We start from the raw sequence: 18,330 nt of genomic DNA, 5'->3' as shown, positions 1-18,330 counted from the left end.
CTGATGGCGAACTCCGGTAAGCTAACGGATCTGAAAGGCGTCGGGCCAAAACTGGCAGAGCAGCTGGGTAAACTGAATATCCACTCTCTCACTGACCTCGCCTTTCACCTGCCTTTCCGCTACGAAGACCGGAGTAAAATCACCCCCATTGCTGGCCTGATGCCTATGCGGCCCGCGGTTATTCAGGGAGAGGTGAAGGGCTCGAGCGTGGTGTTTGGCAAGCGTCGCAGCCTGCTGGTTAAGCTTCAGGATCAGAGTGGACTGATCAATCTGCGCTTTTTTCATTTTAATGCGGCGCAAAAAAATCAGATGAGCAAAGGCACTCTGCTGCGCTGCTATGGAGAACCCCGTCGAGGAGCCAGCGGGCTCGAGCTATACCACCCTGAATACCAACGCATCGAAGACGGTCTGGATACGCCGCTCGAAGCGTCTCTTACTCCTATTTATCCGGCCACCGATGGTATTACTCAGCAGCGCCTGCGCCTGCTTCACGAACAGATGATTGAGCTGTTGAAGCAGGATGAGGTGGCTCTTCCTGATCTGCTCCCCGAACAGTGGTGCGCGCAATGGCGCCTCCCGGGCCTGCGCGAAGCACTCCTGTTTCTTCATAACCCGCCCGCAAACACGGACCTGTTACAGCTGGAGTCAGGCAGCCACCCCGCACACAAGCGCTTAATTCTGGAAGAACTGCTGGCGCACCAGTTATCTCTGTTTAAACTGCGTGCTCAGGTACAGGCCGATAAAGCACCCGCCATCCTGAGTGACCATACGTTGCGAAGCGCACTACTGGAGAAACTGCCGTTCACACCAACCGGTGCCCAGCAACGCGTCACCGATGAAATCACTGAAGATCTCAAGCAACCCTATCCGATGCTGCGCCTGGTCCAGGGCGATGTTGGTTCTGGTAAAACCTTAGTTGCGGCGCTCGCTGCCTGTGATCTGCTTCAACAAGGTTATCAGGTTGCGTTAATGGCACCGACCGAGATCCTTGCCGAGCAACACCTGCGTAATCTGGCGGGTTGGTTTGAACCGCTTGGCATTCGCATGGGCTGGCTTGCCGGCAAAGTTAAAGGAAAAGCCCGGGAACAATCCTTATATGAAATCGCCAGTGGCGAAGCGCAACTGGTCGTAGGGACTCATGCGTTATTTCAGGAGGACGTGCATTTTTCGAAGCTCGGTCTGGTCATCATCGATGAACAACACCGCTTTGGTGTTCATCAACGCCTGTCACTCAAGGAGAAAGGTGAACGCGCAGGGCTTGCTCCGCATCAGCTGATCATGACGGCAACGCCCATACCACGAACTCTGGCCATGAGTGCATACGCCGATCTCGATACCTCAGTGATTGACGAACTGCCTCCGGGGCGTAGCCCGATTACCACGGTTGCCATCAGCGATCAGCGACGCCCGGAAATCATTCAGCGCGTACAGGAAGCCTGCTCTCAGGGCGCGCAGGCCTATTGGGTCTGCACCCTGATCGAAGAAAGCGAAGCCCTGCAGTGTCAGGCAGCAGAGAATACCTTTGAAGAACTCCAGAAAGCGCTTCCGGGGCTGCGCGTCGGTCTGGTTCACGGACGCATGAAGGCCGCTGAAAAAGCAGACATCATGGCTGCCTTTAAAGATCATCAGCTGGATCTTCTCGTCGCAACCACCGTCATCGAAGTCGGCGTCGATGTGCCAAATTCGAGCCTGATGATCATTGAAAACCCAGAGCGCCTGGGCCTGGCCCAGCTGCATCAGCTGCGGGGGCGGGTTGGTCGTGGCAGCGCAAAGAGTCATTGCGTCCTGCTCTACAAATCACCCCTGTCATTGACCAGCAAACAACGCCTGCAGGTCATGCGCGATAGCCAGGATGGCTTTTACATTGCCGAACAGGATCTCGAGATCCGCGGCCCCGGTGAATTACTGGGCACGCGCCAGACCGGGCTGCAGATGCTCAGAATTGCCGACCTGCAACGCGATGCCGACCTTCTGCCTCAGGTACAGGAAATGGCCAATGATCTCTGGTACCAACACCCAGCCACCGTTGAACCCCTGATTAAACGTTGGCTTGGGGACGCCGAACGCTTCGCTAACGTCTGACCCCGAACAAAGAAATATCTCCAATTTAGTCCCAATCAACCACATTTTTCAGGATCTCTACTATATTTTCTGAAAGAACGAATTCCGGGGCGAAAACATGTCAGCCATTCCAGCCGTCGTACAGAAAATCCTTGAAGACTGGCGAATCCCCTACTCCGCCGCTGATGACAAGGAGTTGTTTGAAATCATGCAAAGTAATCCGCCCGCATCCTACTCTTCCAAGGTTGCTTATAATGTGTTCCTGAAAGATGAGCTGGGGCAGGTGCAGGTTCTGGTACCGGGCGACCGGATGCTTGATCTCACCCAATTGTCACATGCCTTTGGCAGGCAGTTCACCGCTCTGTCTGTGGACGAGCTTGATCTGCTCAAGGCCCGCTACAAAATTGACCAGTTTCCGGCGATACCGCAGATCACCGAAATGGAAACCATGATTGATCAGGCGCTGCTGCGCGAGCAGGAGCTGTTCGTATACTCTGGCGAAGAAGGCAAAAATTGGCTCAAGATTCCGATGTCGGAATTCCGCGCGCTAACGACCAGCTCGCATGTCGGCAACTACAGCACGCCTTTGCGTCCTGACCGCCCGGGACAGGGCAGCGATCAGGATCTTGATGATGTCCATTCGGCCATCCGTCAGTTTACGCCGCTCAGAATCAAACAGCGCCTCGAAGAAACCCTGGACCTCCCGCCTCTACCCGAAGTCGCGCGCAAGATTATCGAACTGAGGGTCGACCCGGAAGCCGACAGCAAATCACTGGCCACGACCATTGAGGTTGATCCAGGCATGTCGGCTCAGGTACTGAGTTGGGCGCGCTCTCCGTACTACGGCACACGTGGCGAGATCAAAAGTGTTGAAGAAGCGGTGATCCGCGTGCTCGGTTTTGATCTGGTGATCAACCTAGCACTCGGGCTGGCGCTGGGCCGGTCTCTGGCTGTGCCTAAAGAAGGGCCGCACGGTTACACCCCATTCTGGAAGCAGGCAGTGATGACCGCAGCACTGTGCGGCGAACTGGTACGTAAAATAGAGCCAGCAGGTCGCCCATCACAGGGCATGGCCTACCTGAGCGGTCTGCTGCATAACTTCGGATTTCTGATTCTGGCGCAGGTGTTTCCGCCCCAGTTTTCGCTGATCAACCGCCACATTGAGGCAAACCCGCACATTAACCGTTTCTACATTGAAAACTACTTACTCGGCATGAGCCGTGAGCAGTGCGCCGCTGCCTTGATGATGCAGTGGCAGATGCCCGGTGAACTGGTTGCTTCGCTGCGTCAGATGCACAACGCCGATTACGATGGCGACTATTCAGGCTATGCGAACCTGCTCTTCGTTGCCGTGCGTCTGCTGCGTGAACGTGGTGTGGGTGACGGACCGTCAGAAGTCATTCCAGAGCAGGTATATGCTCGTCTGGGGCTGTCCGCTGAAGACGCGGCTGAAGTGGCAGATACTCTGGTTGAGAATCAGGACAGCTTCGCTGACCTTATCAGCATTCTGAATCACTGAGGCTTTACTTAAATCAGCCCATTACCTGAAAGCCAGACTTTCACTGGATGAGACCAGGCTCAGCAAGCTCAGGCGGGGCAGGATCTGGTAACGCAGCAAAGGCTTCGGTCAGCCAACGCTGCATTACCGGGTCATTCCACAGTCGGATCAGGGCATCTATTTCTGCATTACTCACCCGGCGATACGCGTACAGCATAAAATTCAGTACAGCGTCCCGTGTATCAGCTTCATATCCTTGAGAGAGCTCAAGCTCCAGAGTATCTGACACGGATGCCTGTACGCGAATCAACCATTCTGCCATCCGCGTTGCCGATACGAAACGTTCAACCCTTTGCACCCGGGAAACGGCCGGAGGATACGTAGCTAGCCTTTGCATGTAACGTTCGTATTCTGGCGTTCCCTGTTCCTGAAGCGCAGTGTCTTCCATCAAACGTCCTCGCGCCATGAGAGAATCATCAACGATCTCCAGTAAGCCGGCGACCTCTTCGTCCGTGAATGATTCGAGTAGCTGAGTAAACGATGTCTGCAGAGCTGCAGGCGACCAGGGCAGAAGCTGACGTAAGCGGTCACGCTTCTCGCTGTCGCTCAGTTCAGTCAACTGCGCTTCGGCTAACTGCCGGACCTGTGTCGATATACCGGACACACCGCTACCAGAAATAATACGCTCAGGCGCACTCCCATCAGCAGCATAGGCAAGACCCGCCGAAGTCAACGAGGCAGCGAGTACAACAACGAACGTCGCAACTAAACACGTCAGAAAACGATAGAGAGAAAGCCGCTTCATTTGTCGTCGTTGCTATTCGTCGCAGAGAGACTCAGGTCGTTATAGCGCTCGTGATTCAGAACCCCTTCGGTCTTAGCAATCACAACCGAGACCATGGTGTCGCCAGTCACATTCACTGCGGTACGCAACATATCTAACAGGCGGTCGACGCCGATAATTAATGCAATCCCTTCTACCGGTAAACCGACCTGCTGCAGAACCATCGACAGGGTAATCAACCCAACACCCGGTACACCTGCGGTGCCGATGGAGGCCAGAGTGGCGGTGGCAATCACCAACAGGTAGTCACCCATGCTCAGATCAAGGCCAAACGCCTGAGCAATAAACACAGTCGCTACGCCCTGCATAATGGCCGTACCGTCCATATTAATGGTGGCGCCCAGCGGTAGCACAAAAGATGCAGCACGGGTACCGACACCGAGATTCTGCTCAGCGTTCTTGATGGTAACCGGCAAGGTGGCACTGCTTGATGCCGTACTGAAGGCGAAAATCTGCACCGGCCACATTTTCTTGAGGAAGGTTACCGGAGAGACCCCGGCGAACATACGGAGCATAGCGGAGTAGACAACAATACCGTGCACCAGCAGCACCGCGACCACGGTAAACATGTAGGCCAACAGTTCCTGCACTGGCCCCAGCCCTTTGGAGGCAAACAGGCTGAACAGCAAAGCAAACACACCGTAAGGCGCAAGATTCATCAGCATGGTGACGAGCGTCATCAGAATCTCGTTCCAGTCGCTGAATTGCTTACCGATACGCTCACCCGGCACACCTGAGCGACCAATAGCGAGACCAACCAGAATCGCGAACACGATCACCTGCAGCATATTGCCCTCGGCCATTGCCAGGAACGGATTCGTTGGGAATATATTCGCCAGAACATCGATAAGAGGTACCGCCTCAGGGGCCTTAAATTCCGCCTCCACCGACATATCGATTCCGACGCCGGGATTCACGATATTGGCCAGCGTCATGGCCGCAGAAATCGCAATGGCGGTCGTCACAAGGTACAGAAACACCGTCTTCAGACTCATTCGTCCGAGGCTGCTCTGATCGCTCAGATGACAAACGCCGCAGACCAGAGAAACAAACACAAGCGGTACAACGAGGACTTTCAGGCTGGAGACAAAGATTTTACCGATCAAAGCAAACAGACCGGATGCCAGCAGATCATCCAGCACATAGCGCACGCTGTCATTGAGGTCTGGCATGGCCAGGAGGTTGAACGTGATAGTGCCGAGTACGATGGCGAGCGCCATGGCCAGAAGAATTCGGGTTGTCAGCGTCACGGTACAGCCTCCTTTTTATTCTGGTTATTTCTCACTGATCGATTTGGCCCTGATGACAGGGCCCGATTTTTAGGTCTGAATCAGGGTTTCAGGTATTTGCTGATGCCCTGAAACCACATCACTTTGGACAGGTCGCCACTGATCTTAATGTCTTTTTCCTGAATGCCGCGCATAAACGCATTACGGTCTTTCGAGGTAAGCACTTTCAGACCGGTGTGTGCATCTTTGAAGCTGATCGTGAATGCAGGATTGCTGTGAGCCTTACCTTTACTGGAAATGCTTTCATCTTTAACAACAAACTGACGGACGGCTTTGCCATCGTCGGTCTGTAACTGAAACGCCATGTCCTGCCCTGCCAGTTGCTCCCGGAACTTAGGGTTCTTTTTGGCTGCTTTTTTCATCAGTTTGGACAGTACCCAAAGCAACATGCGGAATTTAAACAAGGGAGTCTCCTCAGCTGTCAGCGCCCGTTAGTCGTCGGGCGTACTTTGATCATCGTCATTAGCAAATACCGCGGTACCTGCTAGCGACGGCATAATATTGAGCAGGCCATTATGCCCCAGACGGCGCATATGGTGTCGGTTTCTTTCGGGAATTCTCTCAGGGAATCTGATCTGTGTTAAGGCTTCTTCGATATCATGCTCACGGATAATATGCAGCATCGGAAACGGAGAGCGGTTGGTGAAGTGACTCATGTCGTCTGCGTCTTCACCCTCAAACACATACTGTGGATGGAAGGTCGCCAGCTGCAGCAGCCCTTCATACCCCATCTGCACCAGCAGATCATCGCAGATCAGAGTCCAGTTCCAGTACTCATCAAAATCACGATACAGGTTCGGTACAACAAACAACGCGGTGGGTAGATCAGAGGGCAATGAATCAGCCACCTCTTGCAGCAGAGTCATAAACTCAGCGGTTGCCGTGTAATCATCAGAGGCTGGGGAAACTTCAATCCGGAGGGTGTCCATCACTGGACTGGCGAAGGGGCAAAGCCCTTCACCGACCACCAGCCGGCTGACCCACTCACGGGTCAGTTCAGCGGCGGCGGTAACATCAGGAACGCCGCTTATTGGACGGATTCCTTCAGCGCTTTACCTGGCTTAAATGCAGGAACCTTAGCGGCTGCAATGGTGATTGGCTCACCAGTCTGTGGGTTTTTACCCTGGCGCTCAGCGCGGTCACGTACTTCAAAAGTACCGAAACCGATCAGAGTCACAGATTCGCCTTCGCTCAGAGACTTAGCAATCTGGTCTGTAAAAGCAGTAACAACCTCTGCTGCTTTTTCTTTGCTCAGGTCTGCTTTTTCAGCGATGGCCGCAGCCAGTTCTGGTTTACGCATAGTAATATCCTTGTTTCTGTTGTCAGTATTGATCTGTTAAAGACCAATGATGTTACAGAGAATCAGGGCATGATTGCCGGCAATTCTTTGTTGAGTGCTACTTTATTCGCTACTTTTGCTCCGGTCAAAGCGTATCCGAGCAGATCACCTGCTTCATTGCGGTATTCTGCCTGAACGTCATTGCCTTCCTGTTCAACCATCCAACGACCTGACGCATCACCACCCGGTGGCGGAGATACTACCACAGGACACGCTGGCGTCTTCACAGTGACAGGCATAACACCGTAGCTGACTTCAGTCGGTGTGCCGGTCAGTGTCTTCGCCAGAGCACGGGCAGAAGCCATCAACGGCAGTACGTAGAGCAGCACGCGGCCTTCAACTTCAGCACAGTCACCCAGAGTGTAAACATCATCAGCACTGGTTTTCAGGTGACGGTCTGCAACGATACCGTGGTTCACTTTGATACCCGCATCGCCTGCCAGCTGAGTGCGAGGACGAAGACCAATCGCTGAAACCACGACATCGGCACGAATTTCATCACCGTTGTCCAGAGTTGCGACAACACCGTCGCCATCACGTTCAATACGGCTCACCAGAGGGCCAAGGTGGAATTTAACACCGATGCCTTCCAGACCGGCCTGTACTGCGTTGGCCGCTGATTCAGGCAGCAGAGTCGGGAACACCTGATCACACGGAGCCACGATTTCACACTCATAACCACCAGCAGTCATATCATTGGCAAACTCACAACCAATGAGACCTGCGCCCATGATCAGAACGCGCTTCTTACCTTCGGCTGCGGTACGGAATTTGGCGTAGTCTTCGAGATCATTGATCGAGAACACCAGATCTTCAGCACCACCTTCGATACGTGGACCCACCGCTTCTGCACCCCAGGCCAGAACCAGCTTGCTGTATTCAACCGTTTCATCACCCAGGCTGATGGTATGAGCATCGATATCGATCGCGGTCACCACAGTATTGGTACGGATCGTCATGTTCAGCTGTTCGGCCATACCCGCAGCAGTGTTCATCGCCAGTTCATCTGCGGTTTTATTCTTGCCGTAACCTGTCGACAGCATCGGCTTGGAGTAGCTACGGCCGTCGTCTCCAGTGATCATCAGCAAAGGCTGATCAGCAGCAAGTTTACGAAGTTCTTTTGCCAGGTTATATCCGGCCAGGCCTGAGCCAATAATTACGATAGGAGCAGATGAATTACTCATAGAAGGGTCCGTTAAGTTGTCAGATAAGGAAGGTCTGCAGAAACGCAGGGGGGGGCTACCGGGAACCGGTAGCCCGGATAATCAGATTTCTACCATCTCAAAATCTTCTTTACCTACGCCACAGTCTGGGCAGATAAAATCGTCAGGCACATCTTCCCAACGGGTACCCGGAGCGATGCCTTCTTCTGGCGCGCCTTCCGCTTCATCGTAAATCCAGCCACATACAACACATTGCCACTTCTTCATGCCAATAACCTATGATTCGGTGAGTTTTTAAAGGTCGCTAAAAGTACTTATCAAGCTCGCTAAAAGCAACGGTCAATTCCGGGCATTTTTTGACCAACAGTCTGGTCTGACTTGCCTGACCGCACGATTTAGCGCATTCTCCGCGCCATGAAGCACTCTTCTGACCTCGCTGTCATTATTCATCCTGCGCGCCCCGACTGGTCGACCCGACTCAACGTCGCTCCTCAGGCATTACCACCATTCTGGCGATCCTGGTTACTGGAGCGTGGCTCCCTTACCGCCCGCCTGAGCAGCCTTGCGCCCGGCCGTTTCAGCGTCGACTGTCAGCAGGAGGGCATTGGCTACCCGACGCCAGCGGAACAGAAAGAACTCGGTTTATCCGCCAATCAGCGTGTCTGGTTCCGCGAGGTGCTGCTCAAACTGGATGGTACTTCGGTTGTTCATGCGCGCACGGCAGTACCGGCGGCGGCTCTGACTGGCCGCCTGGCAAGACTGCGCCAACTGGGCAATCGCTCTCTAGGCTCCTTTCTCTTCAGCCAGCCGGATATGCGTCGGACTTTCGTCCGTGTCTCTCGCTGCAAAGCCAATACGGCCGGGTTAGAATGGGCGCGTCGATCTGTCTTTACCCTCGGAGGCAGTTCGCTGATGGTTACTGAGGCATTCAGCCCCTTATTGACCGATTTCGATCAAACAAAGAGAACAAACTGAGGTTCCTGTGCTGACAGCCCGACTGGATTCTTTTTGGCCGCAGTGGCGTGCCTGGATTGCCATTACCCGCTTGGATAAGCCGGTTGGATCTTATCTGCTGCTATGGCCAACCTTCTGGGCATTGTGGACGGCAGCCGAAGGAATGCCATCACTCAGTAATCTCATTATTTTTACGGCCGGCGTATTTCTGATGCGCTCTGCCGGTTGCGTGATCAATGATTATGCTGATCGCGAAGTCGACGGTCACGTTAAGCGTACCAATGACCGTCCGTTAGCCACTGGGGCCCTGTCAGCAAAGGCGGCACTGGTTGGTTTTGCGCTTCTCTGCGCCCTATCGTTCGGTCTGGTGCTTCTGACCAACAGCATGACGGTATGGCTTTCTTTCGGCGGCGTCGCTCTCGCTGCCATCTACCCCTTTATGAAGCGTCACACGCACTTACCCCAGCTCTTTCTGGGGGCAGCATTTTCCTGGGCGATTCCTATGGCGTTTGCCGCAGAGTCGGAAACTCTGCCCGCTTACCTCTGGCTTTTTTACGCGGCCAACCTGTGCTGGACCGTGGCTTACGACACCTTCTATGCCATGGTCGATCGTGATGACGACCTGAAGATTGGCGTAAAATCGACTGCGATTCTGTTTGGCGAGCTCGATTTACAGATGATCGGGCTTCTCCAGGCCATGAGTGTCGCATTTCTGTTTTTTGCAGGGCAGCAGTTTGGCTTTGGCTGGGTCTACTACCTCAGTCTCGTGATCGGCGCCACCTTTCTGGGGTGGCAGATCTGGAACGCCCGGAGCCGCAATCGCGAAGACTGCTTCCGGGTATTCCGTCAATCGCATTGGTTCGGAGCCATTGTCTGGCTCGGAATTGTCGGCCACTACCTGCTGAGTGCCTCCTGAGCAACTTAGTATCCGGATCTTTTCTGACTCTGGGGCTATTTACGAAGAGTGAATAGCCCCTTGTCACATACCTGTAACATCCCGCCTGTGTAATACGACGGTAATGATAACTAATCTGTGACCGGACTATGACTAACGCTGGAAAACGCGTACTCATCGTTGACGATGAAGCACCCATCCGTGAAATGATCGCTGTAGCGCTTGAAATGGCTGGCTACGAATGCCTCGAAGCCGAAAATGTTCAGGACGCTCACTCTCTTGTAGTGGACCTACGCCCGGATATGATCCTGCTTGACTGGATGCTGCCGGGTGTCAGTGGCATTGAGTTCGCTCGTCGCCTGAAACGCGAAGAAGCAACAGCTGAGCTGCCGATTATCATGCTTACAGCAAAGGGTGAAGAAGAAAATAAAGTTCAGGGCCTCGAGAGCGGTGCTGACGACTACATCACCAAGCCATTCTCTCCACGCGAACTGGTTGCTCGTCTGAAGGCCGTATTGCGCCGGGCAACCCCACCGGGCGTCGAGGAAACCATCGAAGTTAATGGCCTGATTCTAGACCCCGTATGCCACCGAGTGATGGCCCACGACAAAGCGGTTGATGTGGGCCCTACCGAGTACCGACTACTGCAATTTTTTATGACACACCAGGAGCGTGCTTACTCGCGCTCTCAACTTCTGGATCAGGTCTGGGGTGGCAACGTTTATGTCGAAGAACGCACGGTGGATGTGCATATCCGTCGTCTTCGCAAGGCGCTGGGCCAGTCGCATGAGCAGCTGATTCAGACAGTTCGCGGTACCGGTTACCGCTTTTCAACCAAAGCGTCCTGATCATGCCGGGCTGGCGTCAGGAGCTTAAACGGCTCCTGCTTCTGCTAGCCGTTGGCCTGAGCGGGCTCTGGTGGAGCCCCTGGCCGTTCCTGCCTCTGGCAGTAATCAGTCTGCTGATTCTGTTCTGGCATCTACGTCAGGCCATCCGCATGAAGCACTGGTTGACCCGTTACGAATCTCAGGAAGCTCCGGCCACCAGCGGTATCTGGCAGGATCTCATCAAACTCAGCTTGCGCCCAACCAAGCGTAGCCAACGCTATCGCCATAAATTACAGGCGCTGTTTGATCGGCTTCAGGATTCCACCTCCGCTCTGCAGGAAGGCATCATCATGGTGGATCGCCATGGCAATCTTGAATGGTGGAACCGCTCTGCAGGAAAGATGCTGGGACTGCGTGACCCGATCGATATCAACCAGCCCATCACCAACCTGATACGTGCACCTGAGTTCACGGCCTATTTCTCGAGGGGCGAGTTCGATACCCCACTGGAGCTGAACTCACCGATTGCCAAAGACATGTGCCTGTCTCTGAATATTACGCCGTTCGGCCGCAACGAGCGCCTGATTGTCGCTCATGACGTCAGCCGTCTGCGGCAGCTCGAGCAAATGCGCAAAGACTTCGTCGGTAACGTCAGCCATGAACTGAGAACGCCCCTTACGGTCATTCAGGGTTACCTTGAAACCTTTGAAGATATTATCCCAGAGCGGGCCCGGCGCATGCTGACACAGATGCAGGAGCAGGCTTCACGAATGGATTCATTAGTGCGCGACCTGCTCGCCTTGTCGCGCCTTGAGAATGGGGCACACGACCCCAGGACGAGTGTTGATGTCCTCACACTGCTGGAGCAGATCACAGAAGAAGCTATCGCGGTGTCCGCAGGACAACACGACATACGCCTGAACATAGAAAGCGACGACAGCCTCAGCGGCTATGAGCACGAGTTACGCAGTGCGTTCACCAACATTATCATTAATGCAGTGAAATACACTCCCTCCGGGGGTTCCATCCATATTCGCTGGTATCGGGACGGGGAGAGTCTGTGCCTGGAAGTGAAAGACTCGGGTATCGGCATTGAAGAACATCACCTCCCGCGCCTGACCGAGCGATTTTATCGCGCCGATCCAAGCCGCAGTAAAAACACCGGAGGCACGGGGTTAGGTCTCGCGATCGTAAAACATGTGCTACTACGCCACGCTGGCAACCTGCTGGTCACCAGCGACTACGGGAAAGGAAGCTGCTTTACCGCCTGCTTCGAAGCGCCTGTTCACCTTCCGGCATCAGCGGACTTTCGCAATGAAACGCGAAAGCACGGCTAATTTATCTTCGTCGTCATCCACAAACCGGATAAGCATCTGAATTGTCTCGGCTTCTGGGTGCGGCTCCTGAGCCTGCATCATGCGGACATAGCCATTGATACGCGCCACATCGCCTGAATCCTGATCAACAATATCGGCAACCGCAGGTTCCAACAGCGCAGGCAGGGCGCCATCTCTGCGGAATACGCCGATCATTTCCTGCAGATTAATGTCCTTCAGTACCAACTTGGCAGAGCTACCCGAACCGAAACGAACACTCGCTACCCCCCTTGCCTTGGACTTAGGCTTAGAAGCCGGGGCAGCTTCTGGAGAGGAGGAACCTCCCATAAGTACGCTCGCACCGCCCATATCCTGAGCTACCGGTTTGCCCGCACCTTTACCACCAGAGGCATCGCCACCAGCAGGTTTACCCATCAGAACATCTGCTGATTGCTGTCCGGGCATTCCCTTGAACGCAGGTCCCTCACCCGGCTTCACGCCAAGATGCTTGGCAACAACTTTAGAAACCTTGGCGACGAAATTTTCCCGTGTGAAAGGCTTGCCGATGTAGTCCGAAACTCCAGACTGCACAGCCTTAACGACGTGATCACGATCACCACGACTGGTGATCATCATAAAAGGGGTTTTCTTGTAACGCTCATCAGATCTCATCCACTCGAGAACCTCGATGCCCGACATCTCAGGCATCTCCCAGTCACACAGGACGAGATTAATTTCACGTTGATTCATCACAGTCACGGCCTTACGACCATCGACCGCTTCATTAATCTCACAGCCGGGATAGGTATCCCTGACTGCTTTTTTTACCAGGTCGCGGACGAACGCTGCGTCATCAACGACCAGAACCCTCAGTTTCATCGTGCGTCAGCCTTGGAGTAACGTCTTCTGTTAACTCAGCATAGCTGCTTTTGCCAGAATCGCTGCCAAAGGGCATACGTTCCAGTCGCATCAGAGTCGCTCCAATCACGGCTGCAGGCATAATAAACAGGTTAACCACGGGCACAGTCAGCAGAAGCGCCACCAGCAAGCCAAACCCCATTACCGTCCATAAATCCTCAGCCAATCTCTCACGAACTTCTGCAAACGGCTTAGCATGGTTATCAAACGAAAGATCCATGTACTGAATCGCCATCATCCAGCCGCCAAACCAGAACCACAAGGGAGGAGCGACAAGCTGCCCGATACCGGGAATCCAGCCAAGTAGAAAAATACCGAGATAACGCGGCAGGTAGTACCCCACTTTAGTCAGTTCCCGCCCGAGGGTACGGATCGTCATTGCCGGAATGGATTCATCCGGAATCGAGTGCCCCTGCAAAGTTTCAACACGCTCAGCCAACAGGCCATTCAGCGGCCCCGCAATAATCATCAGGACGGCACTGAAGAAGTACACCAGTGACAACACCAGAAAGATGACGACCAGCGGCATCAGTATCCAATACAGAAAAGATAGCCATCCGGGTAACAGGTCAACCAACTGACCAATCCAGGCATCCAGCTGGCTGATGCCCCAGACGCTGGCGAAACCCATCACAATGATGTTCAGGAGTAATGGAAAAGCAACATAACGACGCAGCCCGGGGGTTTTTAAGTTCTGAAAACCACGCCAGACATACTGCATACCGGTGAAAGGATTACCGCTCATGATTCCCTCGTGCATCTACGAAAAGCCTTTTATACAATCCTCGCCCTTTGTTGACCACCCAGGAGTGCCGGACATGACCCCGGAACGCTACGACCGCATCCGTAAAACCCTTGAGATGCGCCAGCCGGACCTTACCGTCATTACGGACGAAGTGTATAAACCTCATAATCTGGCAGCCATAGCGCGCACCTGCGATGCCGTCGGTATTCCTAAGATTCACTGCGTTTGGCCACGTGATCGTTACCGCCTGAAAACAGCGGCAACCGCCGGCTCATCCGACTGGATTGAAGTTCAGACTCACGCCGATATCGAAACCGGGATTCGTGAGTTACAGGACAACGGCGTAAAAGTCGTAGCAGCCCATCTTACCGATCGCGCTATTGACTACCGCGACTATGACTTTACCCAGCCGACGGCCCTACTCATGGGCACTGAAAAGGAAGGCGTCAGCGATGCGGCTTCTGACATGGCCGACGAGCACCTGATTATTCCGATGCGCGGCATGGTGCAATCGTTCAATGTTTCCGTGGCCGCAGCCATCATTCTCAATGAAGCTCATTACCAGCGTCAGGCCGCCGGCATGTATGACTCACAGCGCCTGCCAGATGAATGGTTTGACCGCCTGTTGTTCGAATGGTGCCAACCCAAGATTGCGCGCCTGTGTCGGGAAAATAATCTCAGCTATCCTGAGTTACGGGAAGATGGAGAGTTGGCAGACCCGCAAGGTTTTTCTGATCTGTACAATGCGCATAGGGCAGCCAAAAAGAAGGGGTGAAAGCCCTGACTTGAACAGATTGTTACAAAACAAAAAGTGCAACAAAGCGTACAGATCAGTAATATCGAACAATAGTGTTACTCAGCGTTTCTGAGTCAAAGTAACACTGTAAGTTATTCGCCCACCTATTTGTGCGATATATCTCACAAGCAGGTGGGAGATTTAGGCATAACACTGCCTTAACCTCCGCGCCTCCCTCCCCAGAAAAACCTAACTCATTGTTTTAAAAAGATTTTTCAAAAACCACTGGCATTCGACGACATAGTCTGTCGCAATAGTCACGTAACATGAACTCACAGTTTTGCTATCTTTAATTCCGCAGGACGCAAGGCGCTGATGGGATCAGCAAGCAGGACGCAGGATTCGGCAGGATCGCCGGGCAGGATGCGCAAGGACGATACAGGAAGCGAAGGATTATTGTGGCCAGGAGGCCAACCAGGACGGTAGAGAGGATCTCGCTCAAGGACGATATACCAGGAAGGTATAGGGTGCTGTGGCGGTGAGGACAGGATGTCCTGGCCGCCCATTTAGCTCCCGGCCCATCGTAATGGCATCCCCCCATTTTCAGTTACCCCAAGCTAGTTACTTCAAGCACTCTCACGACCGATACTCTTGGATAACACGTTATGCGTTCAGTAACCCTGAAGTCAGCTTAGTAACAGCATTTTTCCACTCATTAATTCCGCCTCTGGAACACCGGCCATATAGTGACACATATATCACTTAAAGCTCGTCAAATTTCCATCAACGACAGTACAAAAGGCAACCATCAGCATACTCACTGTTGTGGTGCTTACCCGATGCTGTGCCATCCTGTATCTGTACAAAGATCACACCGGAAGAACAGTATGCCATCACCATCACTTAAGCTACGCCTCGGGCAGCTTCTTCTGAACCGACGCGCAATTACTCGTAAGCAGTTGGATGATGCACTTCAATACCAGAAAGAACACGCAGGAGCCAAACTCGGTGAAGCACTGATCGCTCTGGGCGCTATTGATGAAGGGTTACTCAAGCGCGTACTGCGCCAGCAGCGCTGGTTGCGCCCGTGCGCCACCTGCTTTGCACTTCTTTCACCTATGTCAGTGACCTACGCCTACGATCCCGAAGAGCACATGCTTTCTGCTCAGGACGAAGCTGCAACCTACTGGTACCTGCAGGGAGAAGAACAGCAAAGCTACAACGAGTCAGAACAGGCTATGCGAATTCTTTCGACCGCGTACGATCTGTACAAAGGTGAACCACAAGCCGGTGAATGGCGCTACAGTCTGAGTGAGACAGATAACAGCGAGGGCTATCAGGTCGAAGTGAAGGTTTTTTTCTGAGAGCCGAACAATCCGGAAAACAGAATGCTGGAAAAGAAAAAAGCCCGTACATCCGTACGGGCTTTTTTGTATGGTGCCGGCACCAAGAGTCGAACTCGGGACCTACTGATTACAAGTCAGTTGCTCTACCAACTGAGCTATACCGGCTAAGTGGGCGGGAATATTACTGATCAGCCCGGGGGTCGTCAACCATTTTTCGAAAAGAATTTACTATTTTTCAATAAGTTAACAACACCCACTCAGGGACAGGCTAAGCAGCACGAAAAACGGTCCAAAATCGTAATAAAAATGTCACAATACATCCCCCTGAAATGAATACACTAGGTGCCGACATGAACGCCGGATTTATCCTCGTTGCCGACGATGAACCAGCCATCTGCGAAATGATCTGTACCGGTCTTGAGCTTGCGGGATACAAAACCCGGAAAGCTGCCAATGGCCAGATAGCCCTCCAGATGATCATCAACGAACAACCGGATCTTGTAGTACTGGATTGGATGATGCCGATGATGAGCGGACCGGAGCTGACAGCCCGGCTGAAGCGCGAAGAACGCACAAAAGACATCCCTGTCATTCTGCTTACGGCGCGCGCCGAAGAAGATGACAAAATCAAAGGGCTGGAGTGCGGTGCTGACGACTATATTACTAAGCCGTTTTCACCCAGAGAGCTGAATGCGCGTATTAAGGCGGTTCTCCGTCGCAGCCAAACCACATCGTCTGAAGCGCTGACCGTTCTCGATATGACGTGCCACCCAGATGAGCAGCAATGCCGTATCAAGGGTGAACTGGTATCGCTCGGCCCGAAAGAATACAAGCTACTCGAATTCTTTATGCGCCACCCGAACCGGGTGTTTTCCCGCGAACAACTGCTCGACAAGGTCTGGGGCGGCAACGTCTACATCGATGAACGCACCGTTGATGTTCATATCCGGCGTTTACGCAAAGCGATTTCTATCGATAACCACGAACGTCTGATTCAAACAGTCAGGGGAAGTGGGTATCGTTTTTCTCCCGATCAGTAAGGTGAGGTAACGCAGGTTTGTATCAGGATGCACTGCAGCGAGAGCTGTTTCGGGTTGGCATTATAGTGCTTGCAGGTTTCGCTGCCGGCTGGTCAGTCGGATATTCCCTGTATGGCTTACTGATCGGATTGGTCGTTTCACAGATCATCAGTATCCGCCACGCGGCCACTATTTTTAAATGGAGTTATCGCCAGGGCCCGGCCCCACAGGACAGCGGATTGATAGGTTACTCTGCCGACCGCATCATCCGACGAGAAAAGACACTTAAAGATCGCCTGCTGAATCAGGCGAAAATGCTGCAACGCTATAATCAGGGGATTGAAGCACTGAAAGATGGTGTCGTTGTACTCGACAGCGCCGGCCACATTACGACATTCAACAGCGCAGCAACGCGTATGCTGTACCTGCGTAAAGATGATAATGGTCAGCACATAACTCATCTTATCCGCACCCCTCAATTTGTCCGCTATTTCCGCAGCAGCGACTTCAGCGAGCCTCTGCAGTTCGATCTCAGAAATGTCAGTCTGCAGGTTCAGATCACTGAATTTGGTATCGATCAGAAAATCATGCTCGTCAGAGATGTCACTGAACGCAAACGCGTAGAAACCATGCGCCAGGACTTTATTGCCGATGTCTCCCATGAATTGCGCACACCACTAACCGTCATTAATGGTTATCTGGAAATGCTCTCTGATATGGATACGCCAGCTCCACTGTCTAAAGCACTGGCACAAATGGATAGCCAGGCGAACCGTATGACAAATCTGGTAAACGACCTTATTCAGCTATCCAAACTGGAAAGTGCGAGCAGGGAGCGGGATGGTGTGTCCTTTGACCTGACAGCGCTGTGCCATCAGGTTGCCGGAGAAATGAAAGGCTACTCAGGCGATGCTGAAGTCAGAATTAACACCGAGCGCAGCCTGATTGTCGATGGCTTCAAAGAAGAGATGCATTCTGCTCTGACCAACCTTGTCACTAACGCGATTAAATATGGTGATGGAAAACAAGTGGATATCGACATTGCCCCAAGTGATCGCGGTATCGAGGTTGCCGTGACAGACCAGGGGCCAGGTATTCCACCGGAACACCTGTCTCGGGTAACCGAGCGTTTCTATCGTGTGGATGAGTCGCGGGAGTCTACCGTTGGGGGCTCAGGCCTCGGGCTGTCGATTGTTAAACACGCACTGGAACATCACGATGCCGAGCTTAAAATTGAATCGGCGCTGGGGCAAGGTAGTACCTTTTCTTTTGTGATCCCGTCTTTTCGAAGAGAAAACAACGCCTGAATGCTCTTCTCGCACATCCGGATCGTCAGAATTCAGGACGTTAATCTTTTATTAATAAAGGAGTCAGGTTCTT

Annotated in this window: 19 protein-coding genes and 1 tRNA gene; 10 read left to right on the top strand and 10 right to left on the bottom strand. The window is 53.1% G+C overall.

What is annotated here, in order from left to right:
- Nucleotides 1-3 precede the first annotated feature (3 nt).
- Complete coding sequence (gene recG, locus B3007_RS14645) at nt 4-2,082, top strand: ATP-dependent DNA helicase RecG (protein WP_301376897.1); 2,079 nt, start codon at nt 4-6, stop codon at nt 2,080-2,082.
- Nucleotides 2,083-2,179: 97 nt separating this feature from the next.
- Nucleotides 2,180-3,580, top strand: coding sequence for an aminoacyl-tRNA deacylase and HDOD domain-containing protein (locus B3007_RS14640; protein WP_297531599.1), 1,401 nt, complete (start codon nt 2,180-2,182; stop codon nt 3,578-3,580).
- Between the two features lie 40 nt (nt 3,581-3,620).
- Here B3007_RS14640 and B3007_RS14635 read toward each other — a convergent pair whose 3' ends face one another.
- The 7 genes from B3007_RS14635 to B3007_RS14605 all read right to left on the bottom strand — a co-directional run bounded on the left by B3007_RS14635 (nt 3,621) and on the right by B3007_RS14605 (nt 8,461).
- The gene (locus B3007_RS14635) at nt 3,621-4,364 is read right to left on the bottom strand and encodes a hypothetical protein (RefSeq protein WP_068441824.1); all 744 of its coding nucleotides are present in this window, start codon (nt 4,362-4,364) and stop codon (nt 3,621-3,623) included.
- Nucleotides 4,361-5,653 carry a dicarboxylate/amino acid:cation symporter gene (locus tag B3007_RS14630; RefSeq protein WP_301376900.1) on the bottom strand — a complete coding sequence of 431 codons (1,293 nt, stop codon included), beginning with the start codon at nt 5,651-5,653 and terminating at the stop codon, nt 4,361-4,363. Before B3007_RS14630 ends, B3007_RS14635 begins: the two co-directional genes overlap by 4 nt.
- An 80-nt stretch (nt 5,654-5,733) precedes the next feature.
- Complete coding sequence (locus tag B3007_RS14625) at nt 5,734-6,096, bottom strand: SCP2 sterol-binding domain-containing protein (protein WP_301376902.1); 363 nt, start codon at nt 6,094-6,096, stop codon at nt 5,734-5,736.
- A 27-nt stretch (nt 6,097-6,123) separates the two neighbouring features.
- Nucleotides 6,124-6,687 (bottom strand): DUF1415 domain-containing protein, encoded by a 564-nt coding sequence (locus B3007_RS14620; RefSeq protein ID WP_301376976.1) that lies wholly within the window; start codon nt 6,685-6,687, stop codon nt 6,124-6,126.
- 32 nt (nt 6,688-6,719) lie between these two features.
- Entirely contained in the window at nt 6,720-6,992 is a 273-nt protein-coding gene (locus B3007_RS14615) for an HU family DNA-binding protein (protein ID WP_068435111.1), read from the bottom strand.
- Between the two features lie 62 nt (nt 6,993-7,054).
- Nucleotides 7,055-8,215 (bottom strand): FAD-dependent oxidoreductase, encoded by a 1,161-nt coding sequence (locus tag B3007_RS14610; protein ID WP_068435109.1) that lies wholly within the window; start codon nt 8,213-8,215, stop codon nt 7,055-7,057.
- An 81-nt stretch (nt 8,216-8,296) separates the two neighbouring features.
- On the bottom strand, nt 8,297-8,461 hold the full coding sequence (locus B3007_RS14605) for a rubredoxin (RefSeq protein WP_068441816.1): 165 nt from the start codon (nt 8,459-8,461) through the stop codon (nt 8,297-8,299).
- Nucleotides 8,462-8,608: 147 nt separating this feature from the next.
- Here B3007_RS14605 and B3007_RS14600 point away from each other — a divergent pair, with 147 nt between their 5' ends.
- From B3007_RS14600 to phoR (B3007_RS14585), 4 genes are all read left to right on the top strand, one after another.
- Entirely contained in the window at nt 8,609-9,169 is a 561-nt protein-coding gene (locus tag B3007_RS14600) for a chorismate--pyruvate lyase family protein (protein ID WP_301376905.1), read from the top strand.
- Between the two features lie 10 nt (nt 9,170-9,179).
- A complete protein-coding gene (gene ubiA / locus B3007_RS14595) occupies nt 9,180-10,064 on the top strand; it encodes a 4-hydroxybenzoate octaprenyltransferase (RefSeq protein ID WP_068441829.1) in 885 nt (294 codons plus the stop codon).
- 128 nt (nt 10,065-10,192) lie between these two features.
- Complete coding sequence (gene phoB, locus B3007_RS14590; RefSeq protein ID WP_068441814.1) at nt 10,193-10,891, top strand: phosphate regulon transcriptional regulator PhoB; 699 nt, start codon at nt 10,193-10,195, stop codon at nt 10,889-10,891.
- 2 nt (nt 10,892-10,893) lie between these two features.
- A complete protein-coding gene (phoR, locus tag B3007_RS14585; protein ID WP_068439054.1) occupies nt 10,894-12,207 on the top strand; it encodes a phosphate regulon sensor histidine kinase PhoR in 1,314 nt (437 codons plus the stop codon).
- Here the strand turns inward: phoR (B3007_RS14585) and B3007_RS14580 are convergent.
- Both B3007_RS14580 and cysZ read right to left on the bottom strand, forming a co-directional pair.
- Nucleotides 12,169-13,065 carry a response regulator gene (locus B3007_RS14580; RefSeq protein ID WP_068441812.1) on the bottom strand — a complete coding sequence of 299 codons (897 nt, stop codon included), beginning with the start codon at nt 13,063-13,065 and terminating at the stop codon, nt 12,169-12,171. The genes phoR (B3007_RS14585) and B3007_RS14580 overlap by 39 nt on opposite strands.
- Nucleotides 13,040-13,864, bottom strand: coding sequence for a sulfate transporter CysZ (cysZ, locus tag B3007_RS14575; RefSeq protein WP_068441809.1), 825 nt, complete (start codon nt 13,862-13,864; stop codon nt 13,040-13,042). The genes B3007_RS14580 and cysZ overlap by 26 nt, the downstream gene beginning before the upstream one ends.
- A gap of 58 nt (nt 13,865-13,922) precedes the next feature.
- Here cysZ and trmH point away from each other — a divergent pair, with 58 nt between their 5' ends.
- Entirely contained in the window at nt 13,923-14,624 is a 702-nt protein-coding gene (gene trmH / locus B3007_RS14570) for a tRNA (guanosine(18)-2'-O)-methyltransferase TrmH (RefSeq protein ID WP_068441805.1), read from the top strand.
- A gap of 848 nt (nt 14,625-15,472) precedes the next feature.
- Nucleotides 15,473-15,949 (top strand): hypothetical protein, encoded by a 477-nt coding sequence (locus B3007_RS14565; protein ID WP_297531578.1) that lies wholly within the window; start codon nt 15,473-15,475, stop codon nt 15,947-15,949.
- Nucleotides 15,950-16,020: 71 nt separating this feature from the next.
- Here the strand turns inward: B3007_RS14565 and B3007_RS14560 are convergent.
- Nucleotides 16,021-16,096: transfer RNA gene (locus B3007_RS14560), tRNA-Thr, on the bottom strand.
- 185 nt (nt 16,097-16,281) lie between these two features.
- Here B3007_RS14560 and phoB (B3007_RS14555) point away from each other — a divergent pair.
- Nucleotides 16,282-16,971 (top strand): phosphate regulon transcriptional regulator PhoB, encoded by a 690-nt coding sequence (phoB, locus tag B3007_RS14555; protein WP_297531576.1) that lies wholly within the window; start codon nt 16,282-16,284, stop codon nt 16,969-16,971.
- 17 nt (nt 16,972-16,988) lie between these two features.
- Nucleotides 16,989-18,257, top strand: coding sequence for a phosphate regulon sensor histidine kinase PhoR (gene phoR, locus B3007_RS14550; protein WP_297531575.1), 1,269 nt, complete (start codon nt 16,989-16,991; stop codon nt 18,255-18,257).
- Nucleotides 18,258-18,330 lie beyond the last annotated feature (73 nt).

It is taken from the genome of Thalassolituus sp. UBA675 (genome assembly GCF_002297765.1).
Taxonomy (GTDB): Bacteria; Pseudomonadota; Gammaproteobacteria; order Pseudomonadales; family Oceanobacteraceae; genus Thalassolituus.
This window is presented reverse-complemented; position numbering and strand designations above follow the sequence as displayed.